The organism is Tropicimonas sp. IMCC6043 (assembly GCF_004146235.1).
Lineage (GTDB): Bacteria > Pseudomonadota > Alphaproteobacteria > Rhodobacterales > Rhodobacteraceae > Tropicimonas.
This window is the reverse complement of the sequence record NZ_SELO01000023.1, coordinates 1-20,028: the sequence shown is the minus strand read 5'-3', so window position 1 is coordinate 20,028 and position 20,028 is coordinate 1. Positions and strand designations below refer to the sequence as shown.

20 protein-coding genes and 1 pseudogene are annotated in these 20,028 nt (G+C 60.9%); 8 read left to right on the top strand and 13 right to left on the bottom strand.

What is annotated here, in order from left to right; translation table 11 throughout:
- Window positions 1-11 precede the first annotated feature (11 nt).
- From EU800_RS17915 to EU800_RS17895, 5 genes are all read right to left on the bottom strand, one after another.
- Window positions 12-845, bottom strand: coding sequence for a carbohydrate ABC transporter permease (locus EU800_RS17915; RefSeq protein WP_129634400.1), 834 nt, complete (start codon window positions 843-845; stop codon window positions 12-14).
- A complete protein-coding gene (locus EU800_RS17910; RefSeq protein WP_129634399.1) occupies window positions 845-1,771 on the bottom strand; it encodes a carbohydrate ABC transporter permease in 927 nt (308 codons plus the stop codon). Before EU800_RS17910 ends, EU800_RS17915 begins: the two co-directional genes overlap by 1 nt.
- Window positions 1,772-1,858: 87 nt before the next feature.
- The gene (locus tag EU800_RS17905; RefSeq protein ID WP_242500621.1) at window positions 1,859-3,079 is read right to left on the bottom strand and encodes a sugar ABC transporter substrate-binding protein; all 1,221 of its coding nucleotides are present in this window, start codon (window positions 3,077-3,079) and stop codon (window positions 1,859-1,861) included.
- Between the two features lie 27 nt (window positions 3,080-3,106).
- A complete protein-coding gene (locus EU800_RS17900; RefSeq protein WP_129634398.1) occupies window positions 3,107-4,015 on the bottom strand; it encodes an alpha/beta hydrolase in 909 nt (302 codons plus the stop codon).
- Window positions 4,012-4,743, bottom strand: a complete 732-nt coding sequence (locus tag EU800_RS17895) for a GntR family transcriptional regulator (RefSeq protein ID WP_242500620.1) — start codon at window positions 4,741-4,743, stop codon at window positions 4,012-4,014. The genes EU800_RS17900 and EU800_RS17895 overlap by 4 nt, the downstream gene beginning before the upstream one ends.
- 99 nt (window positions 4,744-4,842) lie before the next feature.
- Here EU800_RS17895 and EU800_RS17890 point away from each other — a divergent pair, with 99 nt between their 5' ends.
- A complete protein-coding gene (locus tag EU800_RS17890; RefSeq protein WP_129634397.1) occupies window positions 4,843-5,919 on the top strand; it encodes an ABC transporter ATP-binding protein in 1,077 nt (358 codons plus the stop codon).
- Window positions 5,920-6,223: 304 nt separating this feature from the next.
- Here EU800_RS17890 and EU800_RS17885 read toward each other — a convergent pair whose 3' ends face one another.
- From EU800_RS17885 to EU800_RS17870, 4 genes are all read right to left on the bottom strand, one after another.
- On the bottom strand, window positions 6,224-6,463 hold the full coding sequence (locus EU800_RS17885; protein WP_129634396.1) for a hypothetical protein: 240 nt from the start codon (window positions 6,461-6,463) through the stop codon (window positions 6,224-6,226).
- A gap of 60 nt (window positions 6,464-6,523) precedes the next feature.
- A complete protein-coding gene (locus tag EU800_RS17880) occupies window positions 6,524-7,318 on the bottom strand; it encodes an ATP-binding cassette domain-containing protein (RefSeq protein ID WP_129634395.1) in 795 nt (264 codons plus the stop codon).
- A 1-nt stretch (window position 7,319) separates the two neighbouring features.
- Window positions 7,320-8,444: an ABC transporter permease gene (locus tag EU800_RS17875; RefSeq protein WP_129634394.1), complete on the bottom strand. Its 1,125-nt coding sequence runs from the start codon at window positions 8,442-8,444 to the stop codon at window positions 7,320-7,322.
- 72 nt (window positions 8,445-8,516) lie between these two features.
- Entirely contained in the window at window positions 8,517-9,467 is a 951-nt protein-coding gene (locus tag EU800_RS17870) for a sugar ABC transporter substrate-binding protein (protein WP_129634393.1), read from the bottom strand.
- Window positions 9,468-9,648: 181 nt separating this feature from the next.
- On the opposite strand from EU800_RS17870, the gene EU800_RS17865 reads away from it, so the two are divergent.
- Entirely contained in the window at window positions 9,649-10,653 is a 1,005-nt protein-coding gene (locus EU800_RS17865; RefSeq protein WP_129634392.1) for a LacI family DNA-binding transcriptional regulator, read from the top strand.
- A gap of 65 nt (window positions 10,654-10,718) precedes the next feature.
- Here EU800_RS17865 and EU800_RS17860 read toward each other — a convergent pair whose 3' ends face one another.
- From EU800_RS17860 to EU800_RS17850, 3 genes are read right to left on the bottom strand one after another with little or no spacing between them, the layout of a single operon-like run.
- A complete protein-coding gene (locus EU800_RS17860) occupies window positions 10,719-11,852 on the bottom strand; it encodes a Gfo/Idh/MocA family protein (protein ID WP_129634391.1) in 1,134 nt (377 codons plus the stop codon).
- 12 nt (window positions 11,853-11,864) lie between these two features.
- Window positions 11,865-12,758 (bottom strand): TIM barrel protein, encoded by an 894-nt coding sequence (locus tag EU800_RS17855; protein ID WP_129634390.1) that lies wholly within the window; start codon window positions 12,756-12,758, stop codon window positions 11,865-11,867.
- Window positions 12,759-12,784: 26 nt separating this feature from the next.
- Complete coding sequence (locus tag EU800_RS17850; RefSeq protein ID WP_129634389.1) at window positions 12,785-13,885, bottom strand: Gfo/Idh/MocA family protein; 1,101 nt, start codon at window positions 13,883-13,885, stop codon at window positions 12,785-12,787.
- Window positions 13,886-14,007: 122 nt separating this feature from the next.
- Here EU800_RS17850 and iolD point away from each other — a divergent pair, with 122 nt between their 5' ends.
- Genes iolD through iolG form a run of 5 tightly spaced genes read left to right on the top strand, consistent with a single transcriptional unit; the run spans window position 14,008 to window position 19,539 of the window.
- The gene (gene iolD / locus EU800_RS17845) at window positions 14,008-15,873 is read left to right on the top strand and encodes a 3D-(3,5/4)-trihydroxycyclohexane-1,2-dione acylhydrolase (decyclizing) (RefSeq protein WP_129634388.1); all 1,866 of its coding nucleotides are present in this window, start codon (window positions 14,008-14,010) and stop codon (window positions 15,871-15,873) included.
- Window positions 15,873-16,856: a 5-dehydro-2-deoxygluconokinase gene (gene iolC, locus EU800_RS17840; RefSeq protein WP_129634387.1), complete on the top strand. Its 984-nt coding sequence runs from the start codon at window positions 15,873-15,875 to the stop codon at window positions 16,854-16,856. Before iolD ends, iolC begins: the two co-directional genes overlap by 1 nt.
- Window positions 16,857-16,870: 14 nt before the next feature.
- A complete protein-coding gene (locus tag EU800_RS17835; RefSeq protein ID WP_129634386.1) occupies window positions 16,871-17,713 on the top strand; it encodes a 5-deoxy-glucuronate isomerase in 843 nt (280 codons plus the stop codon).
- The gene (locus EU800_RS17830; RefSeq protein WP_129634385.1) at window positions 17,710-18,549 is read left to right on the top strand and encodes a class II fructose-bisphosphate aldolase; all 840 of its coding nucleotides are present in this window, start codon (window positions 17,710-17,712) and stop codon (window positions 18,547-18,549) included. The genes EU800_RS17835 and EU800_RS17830 overlap by 4 nt, the downstream gene beginning before the upstream one ends.
- 6 nt (window positions 18,550-18,555) lie before the next feature.
- On the top strand, window positions 18,556-19,539 hold the full coding sequence (gene iolG, locus EU800_RS17825; RefSeq protein WP_129634384.1) for an inositol 2-dehydrogenase: 984 nt from the start codon (window positions 18,556-18,558) through the stop codon (window positions 19,537-19,539).
- Window positions 19,540-19,543: 4 nt separating this feature from the next.
- On the opposite strand, the pseudogene EU800_RS17820 reads toward iolG, so the two are convergent.
- Window positions 19,544-19,762: pseudogene (locus tag EU800_RS17820) on the bottom strand (IS5/IS1182 family transposase); the annotation flags it as partial.
- Window positions 19,763-19,785: 23 nt separating this feature from the next.
- On the opposite strand from EU800_RS17820, the gene EU800_RS17815 reads away from it, so the two are divergent.
- Window positions 19,786-19,974, top strand: coding sequence for a hypothetical protein (locus tag EU800_RS17815; RefSeq protein ID WP_207209935.1), 189 nt, complete (start codon window positions 19,786-19,788; stop codon window positions 19,972-19,974).
- Window positions 19,975-20,028 lie beyond the last annotated feature (54 nt).

Genomic DNA, 20,028 nt, shown 5'->3' with positions numbered 1-20,028 from the left:
CCTTTCCTGTCTCAGCCCTTGACCGCGCCCTGGGTAAGGCCGGAGATCAGGCGTTTCTGTACCAGCAGGAACAGCACGGTGGCCGGCATCGCGCCGACGATTCCGCCTGCGGTCAGCAGACCCCATTGCACCTCGTATTCGCCGATCAGCGTCTGCACGGCGACAGTGATAGTTCGCACGTTGCGGCCCCCGAGCGTCAGGGCGTAGAGGTATTCGTTCCAGGCGGTGATGAAGATGTAGATGCCCGTGGCGATGATCCCCGGCAGGCAGAGCGGCAGCACGACCCGCCGCATGGCACCGAGCCGTGTGCATCCGTCTGTCATCGCGGCTTCGTCGAGGGACCGGGGGATGCCGTTCATGTAGCTCGTCATCATCCAGACCGAGAAAGGGATGGCGATCGTGGAATTGGCGATGATGAGGGCAAGGTGGCTGTCGAGCAGGCCCAGCACCCGCATCAGCACGAAGAGCGGCAGGATCAGCAGCACCAGAGGGAACATGTTGATGAGCAGGAACTGCATCATCAGCGCGCGGCGCCCACGGAAGGAAAACCGGGAGAACGAATAGGCCGCGGTGACCGAGAGCGACAGGCCGACGACAACCGTTCCGCTGGCGACGATGAAACTGTCGAGCAGGTTGTCGGCGAAGCCCACGGTGCGGAAGAGCCGGGTGTAATTCTCTAGCGTGGCGCCCGCGATCGAGGGGCCTTCGGTGAATAGCCGGTTCTCAGGCGTGATCGATGTCAGGAACATCCAGAGATAGGGGCCGAGGGTGAAGACGAGGACCGCCAGCATCGGCAGGTCTACTGTCAGGATACGGCGGCGAAGGGACTTGCGCTTGAGAGCCATCAGCGAAGCGCCTTTCCGGTGCGCCGCAGGTAGATCACGACGATTATCATCAGCAAGATCGTGAAGGTGACGGCCAGCGCGGAGCCGTAGCCGAAGTCGAGGTTGGTGCGGGCCTTGATGAACGCGTAGAGCGGCAGCGTGTATGTCGCGTAGCCCGGGCCGCCGCCGGTCATCACGAAGATCACGTCGAAGGAATTGGCCACCCAGATGACGCGGAGCAGGACGGCAGTGACGAGCACGCCAGAGATGCCGGGCAGGGTGATGTGGCGGAACTGCCGCCAAGTGGAGGCGCCGTCGATCGAGGCGGCCTCATAGTAGCTTTTCGGAATAGCCTGAAGGCCGGCGAGGATCATCACAGCGAAGAAGGGAAAACCCTGCCAGGTGAGCGTCAGCATGATGGCACCGAGGGCGGTATCGGGATCGGCAAGCCAGGGCATGGAGCGCTGGATGAGTCCCAGCCGTAGCAGGAAGTCGTTCATCACGCCGTAGTTGCTGTCGTAGATCCAGGCCCACATCAGCGCGATCACCACCGAGGGCAGCGCCCAGGGGATGATGATCAGCGCCCTGGCCAGAGGCCGCCACGGGAAGCTCTGGTTGAGTAGCAGCGCCGTCACGAGGCCGAGCAGAAGTTGGGCGGGAACAGTGATGCCGATCCAGATCAGCGTGTGACGAAGCGAGATCCAGAAGACTTCGTCGCCGAGGACGGCGCGGAAATTTTCCAGCCCGATGAAGTCGAACTCCTTCGGACGGAACAGAACGTATTCATGCAGGCTCATCCACGCAGTCTGGATCATCGGCAGGAAGACGATGGCGAGCGTGACCAGAACCGCCGGGGACAGCATGGCGTATGGCAGGACCTGCCGGGCCAGAGATCGGCGAACCGGACGTTCAGGCACGTCGTATTGCGAAGGATCAGTGGCACTCATGGGGCGTCGGGCTCTTTTGGGCCGATTGGTCGGGCAGCATGATTTCGCGAGGCGACGGATGCCGCCGCCCCGCTCTTTGCGTGGTTTTCACTGCCCGAAGAGTTCGGCAATCTCGGCGTTCATCTCGGCCGCGGTGATTTCCCCCGTGAGGGCACGCTGCATCGCCACTGGCCAGACCGTGTTGACGAAATCCGAGGTTTCGGAGCGGTTCGGCAGGAGATTGGCGAAGGGCAGTGACTCCATCGTCGCCGTGACGAAACGCTCGGGGTGCAATGACCATTTCGCGCTGTCGGTCTTGGTGACCGGAAGCTGTCCCGTGGCCTCGTTGAACATGGTGTTGTTTCCGGCAGTCGAGAGGAACGAGATCCATTTCCACGCGGCGTCCTTGTCCTCTGCCGTGGAAAAGACCGCCGTGCTCTCGTCGCCGAAGGCAGTCCAGTGGCCGCCGCCGCATTCCGGGACCGGCGCCGCGGAGACCTTGTCGCCGAGCGCTTCGACCATGCCGTTGGCCGATCCGATGTGGTGGATCGTCATGGCCGTCGTGCCGGCCTTGAAGGCCCCGATGATCTCCTGGAACCCGTCATTGGGGGCCGATGGTGGGAAGACGCCGTCCTCGCGGAAGAGGTCGACCACGAACTGGGTGCCCTCGAGTGCTGCTTCGGAGTCCATTCCGTCCACGAGGCTGACTCCGTCACGGCCGAGCGTGAAGCTGGCCCAGTGGTCATGCCCGCCCTTGCCGCCCCGGAAGCCGAAGCCATAGACATCCATCTGGCCGTCACCATTGGTATCCCGCGTGAGCGCCTTGGCAACGTCGCGGAATTCGTCGCAGGTTGTGGGGACGCTCAGTCCCAGCTCGTCGAACATGTCCGCACGGTAGTAGAGATAGAGTGCTACATACTGCACCGGCAGATAGTAGTTCTCGCCGTCATCGCCGCGGGTCAAATCAAGCAGATTGTCCAGCATGTCGGCCTTGCCGTCCCACGCGTCGATCCGCTCGCCGAGCGGCTCAAGCGCGCCCATTTCGAGAAGTCGCGGCTGCGCGAACATCTTGACCATCGCCGCGTCCGGCGCGTTGCCACCGACGATCGAGGTATAGAGCGTGTCGTAGTAGCTGTTCCAGGGGACGTTCTCGGCCTCGATCGTTATATCGGGATTGGCCTCTTCGAATGCTGCGATCAACGCGTCCATCGGGTTGTCCGCATTGTCGAAATGGTACCAGAAACGCACCGTGCTTTCGGCGCTGGCCGCGCTGGCCGCAAGCGCAAGAAGGCTGGCACTCAGCCCCAGTCTCACTGTCGTCTTCATCATCGTTTCCTCCCTTTGATGATTTTCTGTTCAGGCGGTCTCCTCCCGAAACGCCTTTCCAGCCCGCACGAAAGCGTCTCGCGCTTCCGGCAGGGCATTTCCCATCTGCATGAAACCGTGGATCACGCCACGGAAGAGATCATACCGGTCCCGACGCCCGACGGCCCTAAGGCGGGCCAGCAACAACTCCGTGTCGGACCGCAGCGGATCGAGTTCTGCCGCACTGAGGTAAAGTGGGGGCAACCGGGCGAGATCCTCGTCGGCGGCACAAAGCGGCGCCGCACAGGGATCGTTCCGATTTTCCGCCGGGACGTAGTAGTTCCAGTAGGTGCGCATCCCGGCTTGCGTCAGGCCCGGCCCATCGGCCTGTTCGACATAGGACTCGGTGCCGAAATCTGCACCGTAGACACCATAGAACAGCAGGGCCGTCACGGGCATCTCGCGGCCCTCGGCCAGAAGCCGAAGCATCAGTGCGAGGCAAAGGTTTGCCCCCGCGCTGTCGCCGGCGATGCTCCACCTTCGATCCCGCCCACGCGCCTCCCAGGCCGTGAGGCAATCCTCGAGACCGCCGGGATAAGGATTTTCCGGCGCGAGCCGGTAGTCGAAGGTGAGAACCGGCGCCTGGCAGGCGATTGCCAGGCGCCTGGCCGCGCCCTCGTGGGTCGCCGGCGAACAGAAGGCCCAGCCACCGCCATGCACATGCAGGATCGCATCCCTGCCCGTGTCGTTTTCAGGAATGACGAGGCGCGAAGGCATGCCAGCGTGCAGGATGGTTCGTGCCTCGGCCATTTCAGGCAGGGCCTCGTTCCACCGAAGATTGTTCAGAAGCGCCAATGTCCGCCCACGCGAGGCATCGACGTCAGTTGGACGCGGCAGCCCGGCATCTTCTGTCTCGAGCCGATTCAGGATCGCCTGCATCGATGGACTCGGATGTCTCATTGTGTGCTCCGCTCTGTCAGGTCGGGACCGAAATCCACGATGGTGGAAATATGGTGGCGCAACACTTCCGCGAGCCGGTCGGGCTCTCGGGCGCGCAGCGCATCGAGGATGGGCACATGTCGCTCCGCGGTTTCTTCCAGATCCCTCAGTTGGCCGGAATTCATGATCTTGAACCGGTGCACATGCAGAAGACACCGGCGGAGGATCGGCGCAACCAATGGCAGGTCGGCCGCTTCGAAGAGGGCAAGGTGAAATGCCCGGTCATGTGCTGCAAGCCCGTATTCGTCCGCGTCGCGCGCCGCGTTGCGCATGTCGTTGAGCTTGGCATGCAGTCGCTCGTCGAGGTCGCCGCCAGCACGGCGCAGCAGGCGACCAATGTTGTCGCACTCGATGCTCAACCGAAGCCCGATCAGCGCCCGGGCATCCGCCGACCGACATGGCGCAACCGACGTTCCCCGTCTCGGGCGCCGTGTGACAAGGCCCTCTTCGTTCAGCCGCATCAGCGCTTCGCGGACCGTCCCCTGACTGCAATCAAAACGCTGCGCAAGATCGAGTTCGATCAGGGCGCCGTCCGGCTCCGCAAGGCCAAGCACGATTTCCCGCTGCAGTTCGCTGAACACGTGCTCGCTCCGGCGTCCCGACGCCTTCGCGGCGACCTCGGGAGCTGCTTGGTGATGAAGCGTCACGGAAACCATCCCTGCGTTACGCTCTCTGACAGTGGCTTTCATCTTGCGTGTTGATTATCGATAACAAGCAAATTATCGATAATGCAATGGCGAATGTCGCGCGAACCGATTTCGGCAGCCGGCAAAACGGGAGGAGCGGCGATGGCTGAGGTTCGGCTGGAGGGGATCGTCAAGGACTACGGAAGCTTTCGCGCGATCCACGGCGTGGACCTTGACGTTGGTGACGGTGAGTTCGTGGTCTTCGTCGGTCCGTCCGGTTGCGGCAAGTCCACCCTCCTGCGCATGATTGCGGGACTTGAAGAGATCTCGGGCGGGCGGCTCACGATTGGCGGAAGGCTGGTCAACGAGGTCGAGCCGCGTGACCGCGACGTGGCGATGGTGTTTCAGGACTACGCGCTCTATCCGCATATGACGATTGCCGAAAACATCGGCTTCGGGCTCCGCATGCGCGACTGGAAGAAGCGCGATATCGACCGAAAGGTGCAGGAGAGCGCCCGCATCCTCCAGATCGAACCACTGTTGGAGCGGCGGCCCGCCCAACTTTCTGGTGGACAGCGGCAACGGGCGGCAATGGGACGGGCGATCGTGCGAGAGCCCTCGGTGTTCCTGTTCGACGAACCGCTGTCGAACCTCGATGCCAAGCTTCGTGTCGAGATGCGTACCCAGATCAAGCGCCTCCATGCCATGCTCGGCACCACGACCGTCTATGTTACCCACGATCAGACGGAAGCGCTGACGCTGGCGGACCGCGTGGTGGTGCTCGACCAGGGACGCGTGGTGCAGCAAGGCCATCCGCTCGAACTCTACGAGCGACCCAATTGCCGCTTCGTGGGTGAATTCATCGGCTCGCCGCAGATGAATATCCTCGATGCAATTGTCGACAGGACCGGATCACAGACCGTTCTCCGTGTCGGCTCGACATCGGTTCCCACCGCTGACCTCCCGCTGCGGACCGGGACGCACGTGGATGTGGGGATCCGCCCCGAGCACATCTACTGGACCTCGCTTGACGACGGCCTCCTGACACCCATGGTCGATGTCTATGAACCCCTGGGGTCGGACACGATGGCGATCTGCGATCTCGAAGGTCAGGAAGTGACGGCCCGGCTCGATCCGAAAGTTCGGATCAGACCCAAAGAACGCATCGGTCTTGGTTTCGATGCCAGCAACCTCCATTTCTTCGATCCGCGGGATGGCGCACGAATTGACGCAGGGTGACCGAAGAAGTTCGGACGCCTGAGACACCGCGCGGGGCGAGACCGAGCGCTCGATCCACTCGCCATGACGAACGTCTCGAACAGGTTTGGCATACTGCTCAACATGCGTACAGGGTTGCCGGTTCCGGAATACTTGGGCGAAAGGAAGGAATCCTGTGTCTTGCCGACCGCAATTTATCTCCCGCCGCGCGTTTTGCAGGTGTTTGATCCCATGGTTTGATGGTGCGATCTATTCATCGGAATGGCAGGTGCCAACGCCCGGTTTTCTGTCGGTTCGGTGCGTCGACCTCCGTCAATGCGGCGCCTTAGTACCGGAGCTTGTCCGGAACAAACGCAATTGGCCGACCGTAGTGTTTCATTGATTTCTTCAGGACTTCTGGTGCCGCAATCTTGCCCCGCATCGTCGTCACGAAGCATTTACCTCGCCCGAGCAGCACATGCTCGACGTTCTGGAGAGACATCGGGAAACGGACGCACATCATCACCGCCAAGCGGATGATCTCGCGGCTCGTCTTGAAGTGATTGAACGGCTCGTCGTTCGTCATCCCGAGACGCCACGAGACCCCCCTGCCCCGCTCGACAGAAGTCGCTCTGACAATGCCTCCCTAAATCGTTCCGCCGAGAGATTCTTCCAAAGCCACAAGCTCCTGGCCGCCCGCCATCATGTCTTGCAGCTCCTCTGGGGTAATCTGGCCGCGCTGCGCGGTGCCCAATGTCTGACCACGGTTAAGAACGGTGAAGCGGTCACCAACGGCGAGAGCATGGCGCACGTTATGCGTAATGAAGACCACTGCGACGTCCTGTTTACGCACCTTGTCAATCGTCGCGAGCACGTTGGCCGTCTGGCGTACGCCGAGCGCCGACGTGGGTTCGTCGAGGATCAGGACCTTGGCTCCAAAGTGAACCGCACGGGCAATGGCCACCGTCTGCCGCTCACCGCCAGACAGGGTCCCGACGGCCTGGTCTGGACCACGCAGGTTGATTCCCATCTTGCGCATCTCTTCCATCGTCACCTGGTTGGCCAGATCATGATCGAAGAACTTCAGGGGGCCGATCTTTTTAAGTGGTTCATTTCCCATGAAGAAATTTCGGCTGACCGACATCAACGGAATCATCGCCAGATGCTGGTGAACCGTCGCGATCCCTGCAGAAATTGCATCGCGTGGATCGTCAAAGTGCATTGGCTTGCCGTCGAACAAGATCTCCCCCGCAGTGGGTTTGTGTACGCCCGACATGGTCTTGATGAAAGTTGACTTTCCGGCGCCGTTATCACCCAGCAGGCAATGGCATTCCCCCGGATAAACGTCGACGGAAACACCGGCCAGCGCAATGACCGAGCCGAAATGTTTCTCGATATTCACCATGCGGATAATCGGTTCGTGGGTTGTGCGCGTGTTCATCTCAACGTTCTCCCGTAATCAGCCGGCGAATGTAGGTATTCAGGATCACTGCGAAGAGCAGGATGATGCCAAGGAAGACGCGGAACAGCGAGCTTTCCACTCCGGCGAAGAACAACCCTTGTTGCACCACTCCGAAGATCAAGGCACCGAGCGCAGCACCAATGACGGAACCATAGCCGCCCGTCAGGAGAGCGCCTCCGATGACCACGGCAATGATTGCCTCGAATTCCTTCAGGAGACCGCGGTCGGCACCGGCAGAGCCAAACTCCATCACCTGGCAGGTGGCAAAGACACAGGCACAGAACGCAGTGAACATGAACATCAGGATCTTTACCCGGCTGACCGGCACGCCGGAGTTGCGTGCGGCCTCCGCGTCTCCGCCCGACGCAAAGATCCAGTTGCCGAAGCGCGTGCGGGTCAGGAGAATATGCCCGAACACAACGAGCGCGATCGCCCAGACGATCAGCATTGGGATTCCGTCGACAACCGGTTGTCCCTCGCGGGTGCCACGTTCGAACGTCTCGATAAGCCCGGCATTGCCCAGCCAGGTAAAGAAACCGGTCAGGATCTTTCCACCGAACAGCGAGGCGAGCCAGTCGCCCTCGGCCACGTCCCTGACACCGCTGATGATCGTCTTCCGCTCGATCGTCTGCGGCAGGTAGATCGTAAAGCCGCGCAGGATGAACAGGAATGCAAGGGTAACGATGAAGCTCGGCAGGCCGGTTCGGATCACGATGTAACCGTTGAGTGCCCCAATGGCGATGCACAGCACGAAGGTCACGACGATCGCGAGCCACACGGGCCAACCCAGCGTGACCGACAGGATCGCGATCATCATGCCCGAAAAGCCGATCATGGATCCGACAGAGAGATCGAACTCTCCCGCGATCATCAAGAGACAAGCGCCGACGGCAATAATCATGAACTGTGCCGACACGGTCGACCAGTTCATCACGCCTTGAGAACCGAACATTCCGCTGTCGAATGCAAAGAGCAGAAAGAAGGCAAAGACCGCAACGATTCCGACCAGACCTCCCAGTTCCGGGCGGATCAGCGCACGGCGCAAGGCGGACATTTCCTTGACGCGTTCGTCGGACACAGTTTGTGACTGCGCTGTCTGTGACATCGCTCAAGCTCCGTTTGTCTTTGGGAAGAAAGTGAGTGGAGGCGCAGGCGAACCCTGCGCCTCCTGGTCGGCTCAGCGGTATTCGCCAGCGTATTTCTCTACCATTTCAAGTCCGTCGGCGGTCACGAAGCCCGGGCCGGAATTGATGTTGTTGCCCGGAAGGACGCCGTAGCGATGGTAGTTCGTCATGATCACGACCGGCAGGTAGGCCTGCAGGAAGGGCTGCTGGTCGATCCCCCACTGGATCACACCGCTCTTGATCGCCTTGACGATCTCGTCCCCGAGATCGAACGTTCCGAAATAGATGTCTCCCGCCATTCCGTTTTCCTCGAGCGCGAGAATGGTCGGGTCCGCCGAAACCGGACCGAGCGTCAGGATGCCGTCGGTGTCGGGGTGTGCGTTGAGATAGGCCATGACGCGGTTCTTGATCTCGGCCGGGTCTGTGCCGCTGTCGAGCATCGACTCGCCGAGTTCAACGCCGAGGCCGTCAGCGAAACCCTGGCAGCGTTCGCCCACCGTGGGCTGCTGGATTGCGTGATTGACACACAGGAACGACGTGACGCCTTCGTCCTTGGCGCGCCGGCCGGCGGCAAGACCAGCATCATATTCCGGCTGACCGACATACATGAGCGCTCCTACTTCGCGCGCTTGATCCGGGGTTCCGGTGTTCATGATGATGACATCGACACCCGAGGCCACCGCATCCATGATTGGCCCTTTGAGAACGTCATAGTCGGCAAGCGTCGTGATGATCCCGTTCGGGGCGGAGGCCGCGGCCTGTTCGATGATACGGGCCATATCCGCAATATCGCCGGTCGGAGGATTGCGGTATTCCACCTCCACACCCATCTGCTCCCCGGCAAGCGCGATCCCGTTCTTGATCGTGTTCCACCAGCTGTCACTGTCCGGTGCATGGCTCACGAGGACGTATCTCTCGCCCTCGGCTGAGGCAAAAGTCGGCGCAACGATTGGCGCAACTGCGATAGCTGCACCCAACAGAAGCTTGGTCAGGTTCGATTTCATGGTGTCCTCCCTGTATCGATTCATTGATCGGAGCGGTGTTTTCCCTTCGCTCGAACACACAAGAACACGAATCGATCATTTTTGCAACCGGTTGCAAATCGGTAGGCGGATTTCCATAATGTGCTCACCTTGCGACTGATGTATGGATAGCGTTGGTCGCGTTTTATCGGAGGGCCAGAGCGTGCCGGTGACTCTTAAGGACGTTGCTGAGCGGGCGGGAGTTTCTCGTTCCGCAGTATCGCGCACCTTTACCGACGGCGCTTCTGTGTCAGCCAAGATGCGACGCAAGGTCGAAAAGGCCGCGTCAGAGCTGGGCTACAGCCCGAATGCACTCGCGAGCAGCCTTACGACAGGCCGAACGAAGCTGATCGGGCTGGTTTCGAACAACTTTCACAATCCGATCTTTCTGGAAGTTTTCGACCTCTTCACCCGCGGGCTTCAGGATCGCGGCCTGCGGCCGCTGCTGGTGAACCTCACGAACGAGACGGAGCCCGACAACTCGGTCCGAATGCTGCGGCAATACTCCGTTGATGGAGTCGTGGTGGCATCGTCGACATTGCCCCCCGCCTTTGCCCGAGCGTTTCGCGACGCGGATATCCCCGTTGTGCACAGCTTCGGCCGCTACTCGAGTTCTCCGCAGGTCCACGTGGTGGGGATCGACAATGTCGAATGCGGCCGCATGGCGGCACGAGAGCTTGTGAAGCGCGGCTACAGCCGCATCGGTTTTCTTGGCGGCCCCGAGCAGGCGACATCCACCCAGGACCGCTTTGCCGGTTTCACCGAAGAGCTGGCAAAGCATCCGGAACTGGACGTGAGTCACTCTTACGCCACGGCCTATTCTTTCGAAGCCGGGCGCGCCGAGATGCAACGGCTCTTGTCGGAGGGCAAACCTATCGCTGAAGCTTTCTTCTGCGGCGACGACGTGCTCTCGATCGGCGTTCTCAGCGCCGTGCAGGATGCCGGTCTTCGCGTTCCGGATGATGTTGGCCTGATCGGGCTCAACGATATGGAAATGGCAGCCTGGGAAAACATCTCGCTCACCACGATACGTCAGCCGATCAGGCAGATTATCCGCTCCTCGATCGAACTCGTTGAGGCCACGCTGGAAGAGCCGGACCGGTATCCCGAGGCACGGCTCTTCCCTTGCTCCGTGGTGGAAAGAAAAACACTCCGACCTGCCCCGTGATTTCGTCCCGACACCTGCCACGGGTGTCGGAGCGGTCGGGCGGCGCAAGTCATATCCTTAAAAACTCAGCGGAAAATGGACGGACGGGCGTCCAGCCAGGCGCCGCCATCTCGGGCAGACGCAACAGCCGTGTGGACCGCGGCCATGGAACGAACGCCGTCAGCCGCGCCAGGCAGGCAATCGCGTACCTCCCCACGGATGGCGTCCGCCAGGTCGCAATAGATGTTGGCAACTGCCAGAGGAAACCCTTCGGGATGCGCGATCGCCACTCTGGACAGCCGCTGCGCATCGGGGTGCAACCCAGCCTCGCCCTTTTCGATGATCTCGGTGCGCCCGCCCACAGGGGTGTAGACCAGCTGGTTTGGTTGCTCGGACGCCCAACGGAACCCTCCAGTCTCGCCGAAGACCTGAATGTCGAAGCCGTGCTGCCGGCCTATTGCGACCGAGGACGTCCATAGCCTCCCAACAGTGCCGCCAGACATGCGAAAATTCACCATTGCGTCATCTTCCAGTTCGCGACTGGAAATGGTCGAGGCGAAGTCGGCAGAAAGGCTTTCGACTTGGTCATCGCAGATGAAACAGGCCATGTGGAGGGCATGAATGCCACAATCCGCGAACTGGCCCGAGACTCCGGCCATCGCCGGATCGTACCGCCAGCGCACGCGCGGATTGTCGGCATCTGTCGCATCGCCGTGGTGTCCGTGGCTGAAGTTGGTCACGACAAGACGCACCTTGCCGATTTCGCCTGCACGAACCATCGCACGCGCCTGCCGGACCATTGGATAGGCAGAATAGCAATAGTTCACCGCACAGATCCGACCGGTCGTCTTGGCCACACGCACGATCTCTTCACCCTCTTCGACCGTCATCGTCATGGGCTTTTCACATAGCACGTTGAAGCCCGCCTTCAGGAACGCCTTGGTGATCTCGAAATGCGTTGCGTTTGGCGTTGCGACGGTCACGAGATCTATGCGGTCGTCCCGCCTGCGCTCGCCCTCCAGCATTTCTCTCCAGTCGCCATAGGCGCGGTCAGCAGCGATCCCGAGCCTTTGGGCGTATTCCCGGCCAGCCTCCGGTCGATGATCCAAAGCTCCCGCGGCGAAGGAAAAATGACCATCCGCCAAGGCCCCAAGACGATGCGCCGGCCCGATCTGGCTGCCCTCGCCACCACCGATCATACCCCATTTCAGTTTTCTCATGGACCGGATCCCTCAGTTGAAGCCGATGGACTCGAGGAATTCGCGATTGTAGCGCGAGTCCTCCATCGGCGTGACGTCAAGCGTGGGGTCGCAATCCTGCTCAACCGTGCACCAGCTTTCGAAACCATTGTCGAGCAGCACTTGGCGCACAGCAGGGAAATCGACATCCCCAAGTCCCAGCTTGCAGAAGATTCCCTGGCCGCAGGCATCGTAGAAGCCTGCGCGGGCGGCGATCACCTCGGCCTTCACTTTCGGGTCGATATCCTTGAAATGCATATAGGATATGCGGCCGATATGCCGTTTCATGAAAGCAACCGGATCGAACCCGGCATAGGAATGGTGGCCGGTATCGAAGCAAATCTTCAGGATGGCCTCGTCGACCTCGTCCAGTAGCCGCTCGAGCTCCGGTTCGAAATCCATGAAGCCAGCGGCATGGGCATGCATACCCACTGTTAGCCCGTATTCCTCGGTTCCGATCCGTGCCGCCTCTGCGATGCGAGAACGGAATGCAGTCCATTCGGCAGGATCCATTTGCTCAGCCTCTGCAACGCGACCGGCCGTGGCCGCGCGGCGTCCGGAAATCGAGTCGATCAGCACGAGATGCTGCGCACCATGCGCGGTCAGCGCCTTGCATGTCCGATGGATCCCGTCGAGCACGTCATCCCATTGGTCGGGGTCGTGAAATGCTCGGAAAACAACGCCGCCAATCAGTTCGAGGTCATGTTCCGCGAGAGCGTCTCCAAGAACAGCGGGATCTTCAGGCATGAAACCGACCGGACCCAGCTCGATTCCCTTGTAGCCCGCCTCGGCGCATTCCTTCAGGACGGTCTGCCAGGTGGGGTTTCTCGGGTCATCTGCAAATTCCACGCCCCAGGAACAAGGGGCATTGCCAATGCGAATGGTCATGGTCCGGGCCTTTCAACAGTTGCCGGTTAGACGTCTTGCCAGGTTCTCGTTCGGGAGGACTCGATCGCGGCCTGAACGACGCGCTGGACGTCCAGCCCGTCACGAAACGTCGGCCAGACCGGCTTGCCGGTCTCGATTGCCTCCAGGAAGTCCCTGGCTTCGATGATGATCTGGTCCTGATATCCCGTGCCGTGGCCCGGACCCTGACAGAATTGCAGGTAGTCCGGGTGGGTCGGCCCTGTCAGGATCTTGGTGAAACCGCGCTCTGCCTCGGGCCCTTCGGATCGATAGAGCCAAAGCGCATTCTGGTCCTCCTGGTCGAACCGTATCGCGCCCTTCGTGCCGGTGATCTCGTAGGCATAGCCCATCTTCCGGCCCGTCGCGATCCGGCTGAAGTGCATCTGACCCATGGCGCCGTTGGCAAACCGACACATCATCTGTGCCTGGTCATCGTTGGTGACGTTGCCGCCGGGACGCTCGGAATGCACCGTTTCGACCTCGGCCACGAGGGAGGAGATCGGCCCGATCAGCGCCAGCGCGGCGTTGATCATGTGCGGGGCAAGATCTCCCATCGTGCCATTTGCCATACCAGATGTGCGCCAACTCGCCGGCATTTGGGGGTCTGCATAGAAATCTTCGGTATGCTCGCCACGGAACCAGGTGACTGCACCAATCTCGCCCTTCTTGACCAATTGCCGCGCGAACTGGCTCGCCGGGGTTCGGATGTAGTTGAAAGCGACCATGTTCGGCACGCCTGCTGCCTCCGCCGCCGCGACCATGGCCTCGGCATCTTCGAGCGAGGCGCCCATTGGCTTCTCGCAAAGCACGGGCTTGCCGAGCGCAAATGCAGCCTCCGCGATGTCTCGATGCATCACCTGCGGAGTTGCGATGATGATGGCCTCCACGCTGCGGTCATCGACCAGCGCGCGCCAATCATGCGTGGCCCGTGCGAACCCATATGCCCTGCGATAGCGTTCGGATGTTTCCGCGCTGCTGGAGCAGATCATCTCGAGGCGCGGACGGAGCGCCGTCTCGAACACGGCTCCCACGGCGGCCATGGCGACGGAGTGGGCTTTACCCATGTAGCCACCTCCCAGGATACCAATGCCGATCCCGCGCTGGTCCATGATCCCTCCCCAATCAGATTCGATTTGCAACCGGTTGCAAAATTGTTATCGTTGGAGTCGAATTCGCGCAAGCTGCAATCGGCCAGAGTCGTTGCTTGGGGCTACCGGGAGAGGGAACGAGAATGGGTGCAGAGACGATCCGCCTCACAACGGCGCAAGCCATCATTCGCTGGCTTGCAAACCAGTTCATCGAGATCGATGGAGAAGAAATTCGCCTTTGCGGAGGAGGTTTTGGAATTTTTGGGCACGGCAACGTGACCTGCCTTGGAGAGGCACTCTACAATCATCGCGAGGAACTCCCGCTCTACCGCGGGCAGAACGAGCAGAGCATGGGCTTCGCGGCCGCTGCCTACGCCAAGCAATGGCTGCGCCAGCGCTTCATGTTCTGCACGGCGAGTGCCGGCCCCGGCACGTCAAATCTCGTTACCTCCGCCGCGCTGGCACATGCCAACCGACTGCCGATGCTCATGCTGTGCGGCGATACATATGTCAGCCGCCTGCCGGACCCGGTGTTGCAACAGATGGAAAATTTCCAGGACCCGACCTTTGGCGTGAACGATGCCTTCAAGCCCGTCGTGCGCTTCTGGGACCGGATCACTCACCCGGCGCAGGTCATTCAATCTCTGCCGGCAGCACTTGCCACCATGTTGGATCCCGGAGATTGCGGCCCCGCGTTCCTAGGGCTCCCACAGGACGTGCAGGGTTGGACCTATGATTTTCCGGCCGTGTTCTTCGAACGCAAGGTTCACCGCATTCGCCGCCTTTCCCCGGATACCGATGAAATCGCGGATGCGGTGGCGTTATTGAATTCGGCGCAACGACCGATGATTATCGCTGGCGGCGGGGTGCAGTACTCCCGTGCCGTGACCGAACTCACGACCTTTGCCGAGGCGCACCAGATCCCAGTCGTCGAGACGATTGCCGGTAGAGCCAACCTGCTCGCATCCCATCCGCTCAACATTGGACCCATCGGGGTTACCGGATCGGACAGCGCCAACGCGATTGCGGAGAAAGCCGACGTCATCGTCGCCATCGGTACGCGCCTGCAGGATTTCACCACCGGGTCATGGACGGCATTCGATATGAACGCGCGTTTCATCTCGATCAACGCTGCAAGGTTCGATGCGGGCAAGCACCGTTCGCTTCCCGTTGTGGGAGATGCGAAACGCGCACTGGAAGCGCTCGGGGCCGCCATGGCGGGCTACGCGGCTCCTGCCGAATGGGTCGAGTTCGCGCAGGCTCAACGCAGGCAATGGGATGCCTACGTTGCCGACAATGTGACTCATGGAAACCGGCCGAACTCCTATGCGCAAGCGATCGGCGTGGTGAACGCGCTCTGCGATCCTCGCGACCGCGTCGTGACGGCATCGGGAGGATTGCCGGCCGAAGTGACTGCCAACTGGCGGACGCTGTCGCAGGGAACGGTCGACGTGGAATTCGGGTATTCATGCATGGGTTACGAGATTGCCGGTGGCTGGGGGGCCCGGATCGCGCAGACCGAGCGGGAACGCGACAAAGACACCATCGTTTTCGTCGGTGACGGAGCCTACCTGCTGCTGAACTCGGACATCTATTCCTCTGTCCTGACCCGAAAAAAGCTGATCGTCCTCCTGCTCGACAACGGCGGCTGGGCCGTCATCAACAAGCTTCAGAACAATACCGGCAACGAAAGCTTCAACTGCCTTATCGAAGATGCTCCCACGATCCCCGAACCCTTCCTCGTGGATTTCGAGGCACATGCCGCCTCGATGGGCGCGACTGCCGAGACTGTCGCCAATGCCGCGGAACTGGGCGAAGCCTTCAAGCGGGCCAAGGCGTCGGACAAGACCTATGTGATCTGCATGAAGGTTGAGGCTCACGATTCCTGGACCGATCAGGGGCACACCTGGTGGGAATGCGGCACGCCTCATGTTTCGGAAAGCGCCAGGGTTCGTGCGGCGCACGAAGAGTGGGAATCGGCCCGCACGCGTCAGCGGAGGGGTGTGTGATGAGCGCCCTTCTCGACGGAATCCGCAAGAATCGCTTCGTGGTATTCGGACGGGCCGGCATGGACATGTTTGCCGATCCGCAAGGCACGAAGGCAGAAGTCGCAGAGACCTTTCGGGCAGGCCTCGGAGGCTCGTCGGCCAATATCTGCGCCGGGTTGTGCAAGTTGGGCGGACAATCGGCACTCGTGACTTCGATCTCGAACGATTGCGTCGGCAGATACTGTGCCAATCAGCTCCGCCATTACGGCGTCGACACCCAATACCTGCGCGTGCTGGACGGGGAATACCGCATTTCGCTCGCGGTCTACGAGAGCACGATGGAGGACTTCCAGCTCTGCATCTATCGAAACAACGCGGTCGATTTCCAGGTCACCGAAGAGGACGTTGACCGTGTCGACTATGACGCCTTCGGCGCCCTGATTACCGCCGGGACCGTTTTTGCCGCCGAACCCTCGCGCAGCTCCACCTTCCGGGCCTTTCGGAACGCGCGGAAGGCTGGCCTTCCGGTTATCTTCGATATCGATTACCGCCCATACTCCTGGCCATCGCCCGAGGTTGCCTCAGAGGTTCTGTCCCGTGCCGGGGACGAATGCGACCTAATCGTTGGCAATGACGATGAGTTCGGTTTCATGGCCGGCGGCCTTGACAAGGGGCTCGACAAGGCGCGCGAACTCGCCCGGCAGCCCGGGCGCATCGTGATCTACAAGATGGGCCAGAAGGGCGCCATCACGCTCGCGGACGGGCAGGAAATCCACACCGGCATCTTCCCCGTGACCGCCGTCAAGCCGAATGGCGCCGGCGACAGTTTCATGGCCGGCCTTCTGGCTGGCATTGCCGAGGGACGGGATCTGCGCGAGGCGGTTCTGCGCGGCTCGGCCTGCGCCTCCATCGTCGTCTCCAAACCGGGCTGTGCTCCATCGATGCCGACGACGGCCGAACTCGATGCGTTTCTTGCCGCTCATCCCGGCCCAACCGACAACTGAAAAGGCCAAGATCCATGCACATTGCCCCACATGACAATCAGAACCAGCCCATCGTGGACACCAATCACCCATTGGTGCCGCTCAACTACTTCAACATCGTCAAGCTCACCAAAGGCCAGAGCTTCGAATACGCCGTGCCGGGTTACGAAACCTGCGTCGTGCCTGCCACCGGCACCGTAAATGTCGAAGTTGAGGGCGTGACCTTTGCGTCACTTGGCACTCGAACGATCGACGTCTGGGACGGCGAGCCAGAGGGCGTTTATGTCCCCGTCGGCGCGAAAGTCCGGATCACTTGCGAAACCGACGCCACGGAGACATTCATCGCCGGCGCCAAATACGACAAGGCCCTGGAGCCGTTCGAGGTCCGCGCGGATGGCCTGGACGTGGTGCAATACGGTTCGGACGAAACCAAGACGCACCGCAAGATCAAGCACATTCTCGGCGCAAGACACCACGACAAGGTGGGCCGGCTGCTCGTGAGCGAACTCTATACCGTCGGCCAGGGAGGATGGTCAGGCTTCCCCAGCCACAAGCATGACACCGATCGCCTTCCCGACGAAACCCGTCACGACGAAACCTACAATTTCCGGTTTCGCCCGAACTACGGCACCGGCCTGCAGATGCTGCAACGGCAGGATAACGAGCCGGGAGACGCCTATCACATCATGGATGGCTCCACGATCCTGATCGACAAGGGCTACCACCCGTGCGCCGTGCTCCCAGGCTACGAGATGTACTACTTCACCATTCTTGGCGGGCTGAGCCAGCGCAGCCTGAAACAGTATTTCCAACCCACCCATGCGGCCCAACTCCACACGATTCCCGGCATCATGGACATGGTGGCCAAGTTCAAATGACGATCGCGACTCTTGCAGAGGTCCTGCAACCAGCAATGAAGCAGGGCTACGCCGTGGGAGGTCTGGTTACGCTCGGCTGGGAGGACATGCGCGCCTATGTGGATGCCGCCGAAGCCGAGCAAGTGCCCGTCATCCTGCAGGCAGGTCCTTCTTGCCGAGAACACACGCCCTTGCCGATCTTGGGAAAGATGTTTCGCTATCTGGCAGAAGGCGCGTCGGTGCCTGTCGTGGCTCATCTCGACCACGGCTATACGATGGAAGAATGCCAAGTCGCGCTGGACTCGGGTTTTACCTCGCTCATGTATGACGGGTCACGAAAGCCGCTTGCCCAAAACATGGACGAGACCGCAGCCGTTGCCGAGCTCGCCCATTCGGCAGGGATATCCTGCGAGGGCGAGATCGGCTTCGTCGGGTATTCCAATGGAGAGGCTTCCGCAGGCACCGACCCCGAAGAGGCGGCGTCCTTCGCGCGTGCAACGCGCGTGGATGCAATGGCAATCTCTGTCGGCAACGTCCATCTGCAAAAGCAGAGTGGCGAGGGGCTTGACGAAGAGCGCATCCGAGCGATTGAAGCCGTTACGGATGTTCCACTCGTCATTCACGGCGGGTCCGGTGTTCCGATCGAACAGCGTCGGCATCTGTCGCGAGGTTCCGCCATCTGCAAATTCAACATCGGCACAGAGCTCCGCATGGCCTTTGGGGCAGCGCTGCGGAGCGCCGTGAACCGGGACGAGGACCGGTTCGATCGGGTGCAGATCCTCAAGGAAACTCATGATCCTCTTGTTGCGGCGACGCGACAGGTGCTGCGCCCGATCAGCAAGCCACTGGAAAGGTAGTGCAGGATGCGCATCGGAATTCTCGGTTGTGGCCGTATCGGCCGGGTTCACGCCGGCAGCGTTTTGGCGCTTCCCGACGCGCGGTTGGTCGCCGTGGCCGATGCCGTCCACGACGCTGCGAAGGCGCTGGCCGCAGAGACCGGATCAGACGCCCGGACAGTGGAAGAGATCGTCTCGGCCGATGATATCGACGCCGCGGTGATTGCAACTCCGACAACGACCCATTTTGACCTGATCCATGCACTTGCCAAAGCCGGAAAGGCAATTTTCTGCGAGAAGCCGATCGATTTGTCGGCAGACCGTATTCGAGAATGCATCGACGCGGTGAGTCGGGCCAGCATACCTTTCATGACAGGGTTCAACCGACGTTTCGATCCGAACTTCGCCCGGCTCCAACGCCTGATCAACGAGGGTGAAATCGGCAATGTGGAGATTGTGACTATTCTCTCGCGCGATCCCTCCCCGCCACCACACGACTACGTCCGGACCTCGGGCGGGCTGTTCCGGGACATGATGATCCACGATTTCGATATGGCCCGCTTTCTGCTCGGAGAGGAGCCGAACATTATCCATGCGCTCGGTTCGGCCCTCGTGGACCCGAAAGTGGCCGAACTTGGCGATGTTGACACCGCCGCGGTGACACTGACCACGCCCAGCGGGCGGATATGTCAGATTTCCAACTCCCGACGAGCCACCTATGGATATGATCAACGGATCGAGGTGCACGGAGCGAAGGGTTTGCTCCGGGCCGGCAATGTCCACCAGGATACAGTCGAGCTGGCCAATCGTGCTGGCTTTCAAAGTGCGCCAGCAAAAGTCTTCTTCCTCGAACGCTACGAAGCGGCATATCGGAGTGAATTGGAAAGCTTCATTACGAGCGTTCGCAAGGGCACACAGCCGGTGCCTTCGATCCATGACGGCCTGAAGGCGCAACTGATTGCAGATGCAGCCACTGAATCCTGGAAAACTGGTCGATCCGTGCCGATTTAGGTGTTCAAGCGACGGCTTCGTTTTCGGCCCTTCCGGGGGCCGAGCAGCGATTCATGATGGCGATGCGGATCTTTATTTCGGCGATTTGGCGGTCGGGATCGCGTGACATGATCCGTTCGCCGAAGGGCTTGAGGCGGTTCATCTGCGCCTCGACGCGGCTTCGGGCATGATAGCCGGTCCACTTCTTCCAGAGTGCGGGGCCCGGACATCGCGTGGCCCGCAGGCGCCTGGACGCCCGAACAGACAGTGACCTTCCTGTTCGACCGGGTCGAGGCGGGGGATTTCTACATCCTCTGTCCCGACAACGAAGTCGATCGGCAGACCGACGAGAAACGGATCGCCTGGGCCGCCGGCGACATCACCGAAAACCGTCCGCCGCTCTCGCGCTGGCATCCGGATTATGGCACAGCCTTCCGGGAATGGCTCGAAGCGTGAGACTTCGCGTGGACAGGTTCAATGCGTAACAGCTATCGAATAGCCGTCATCCCC

What these genes read in the sequence shown, in the direction of transcription:
- EU800_RS17915 (WP_129634400.1), bottom strand. Translation starts at nt 845, where the DNA reads ATGGCTCTCAAGCGCAAGTCCCTTCGCCGCCGTATCCTGACAGTAGAC.
- EU800_RS17910 (WP_129634399.1), bottom strand. Translation starts at nt 1,771, where the DNA reads ATGAGTGCCACTGATCCTTCGCAATACGACGTGCCTGAACGTCCGGTT.
- EU800_RS17905 (WP_242500621.1), bottom strand. Translation starts at nt 3,079, where the DNA reads ATGATGAAGACGACAGTGAGACTGGGGCTGAGTGCCAGCCTTCTTGCG.
- EU800_RS17900 (WP_129634398.1), bottom strand. Translation starts at nt 4,015, where the DNA reads ATGAGACATCCGAGTCCATCGATGCAGGCGATCCTGAATCGGCTCGAG.
- EU800_RS17895 (WP_242500620.1), bottom strand. Translation starts at nt 4,743, where the DNA reads ATGAAAGCCACTGTCAGAGAGCGTAACGCAGGGATGGTTTCCGTGACG.
- EU800_RS17890 (WP_129634397.1), top strand. Translation starts at nt 4,843, where the DNA reads ATGGCTGAGGTTCGGCTGGAGGGGATCGTCAAGGACTACGGAAGCTTT.
- EU800_RS17885 (WP_129634396.1), bottom strand. Translation starts at nt 6,463, where the DNA reads ATGACGAACGACGAGCCGTTCAATCACTTCAAGACGAGCCGCGAGATC.
- EU800_RS17880 (WP_129634395.1), bottom strand. Translation starts at nt 7,318, where the DNA reads ATGAACACGCGCACAACCCACGAACCGATTATCCGCATGGTGAATATC.
- EU800_RS17875 (WP_129634394.1), bottom strand. Translation starts at nt 8,444, where the DNA reads ATGTCACAGACAGCGCAGTCACAAACTGTGTCCGACGAACGCGTCAAG.
- EU800_RS17870 (WP_129634393.1), bottom strand. Translation starts at nt 9,467, where the DNA reads ATGAAATCGAACCTGACCAAGCTTCTGTTGGGTGCAGCTATCGCAGTT.
- EU800_RS17860 (WP_129634391.1), bottom strand. Translation starts at nt 11,852, where the DNA reads ATGAGAAAACTGAAATGGGGTATGATCGGTGGTGGCGAGGGCAGCCAG.
- EU800_RS17855 (WP_129634390.1), bottom strand. Translation starts at nt 12,758, where the DNA reads ATGACCATTCGCATTGGCAATGCCCCTTGTTCCTGGGGCGTGGAATTT.
- EU800_RS17850 (WP_129634389.1), bottom strand. Translation starts at nt 13,885, where the DNA reads ATGGACCAGCGCGGGATCGGCATTGGTATCCTGGGAGGTGGCTACATG.
- iolD (WP_129634388.1), top strand. Translation starts at nt 14,008, where the DNA reads ATGGGTGCAGAGACGATCCGCCTCACAACGGCGCAAGCCATCATTCGC.
- iolC (WP_129634387.1), top strand. Translation starts at nt 15,873, where the DNA reads ATGAGCGCCCTTCTCGACGGAATCCGCAAGAATCGCTTCGTGGTATTC.
- EU800_RS17835 (WP_129634386.1), top strand. Translation starts at nt 16,871, where the DNA reads ATGCACATTGCCCCACATGACAATCAGAACCAGCCCATCGTGGACACC.
- EU800_RS17830 (WP_129634385.1), top strand. Translation starts at nt 17,710, where the DNA reads ATGACGATCGCGACTCTTGCAGAGGTCCTGCAACCAGCAATGAAGCAG.
- iolG (WP_129634384.1), top strand. Translation starts at nt 18,556, where the DNA reads ATGCGCATCGGAATTCTCGGTTGTGGCCGTATCGGCCGGGTTCACGCC.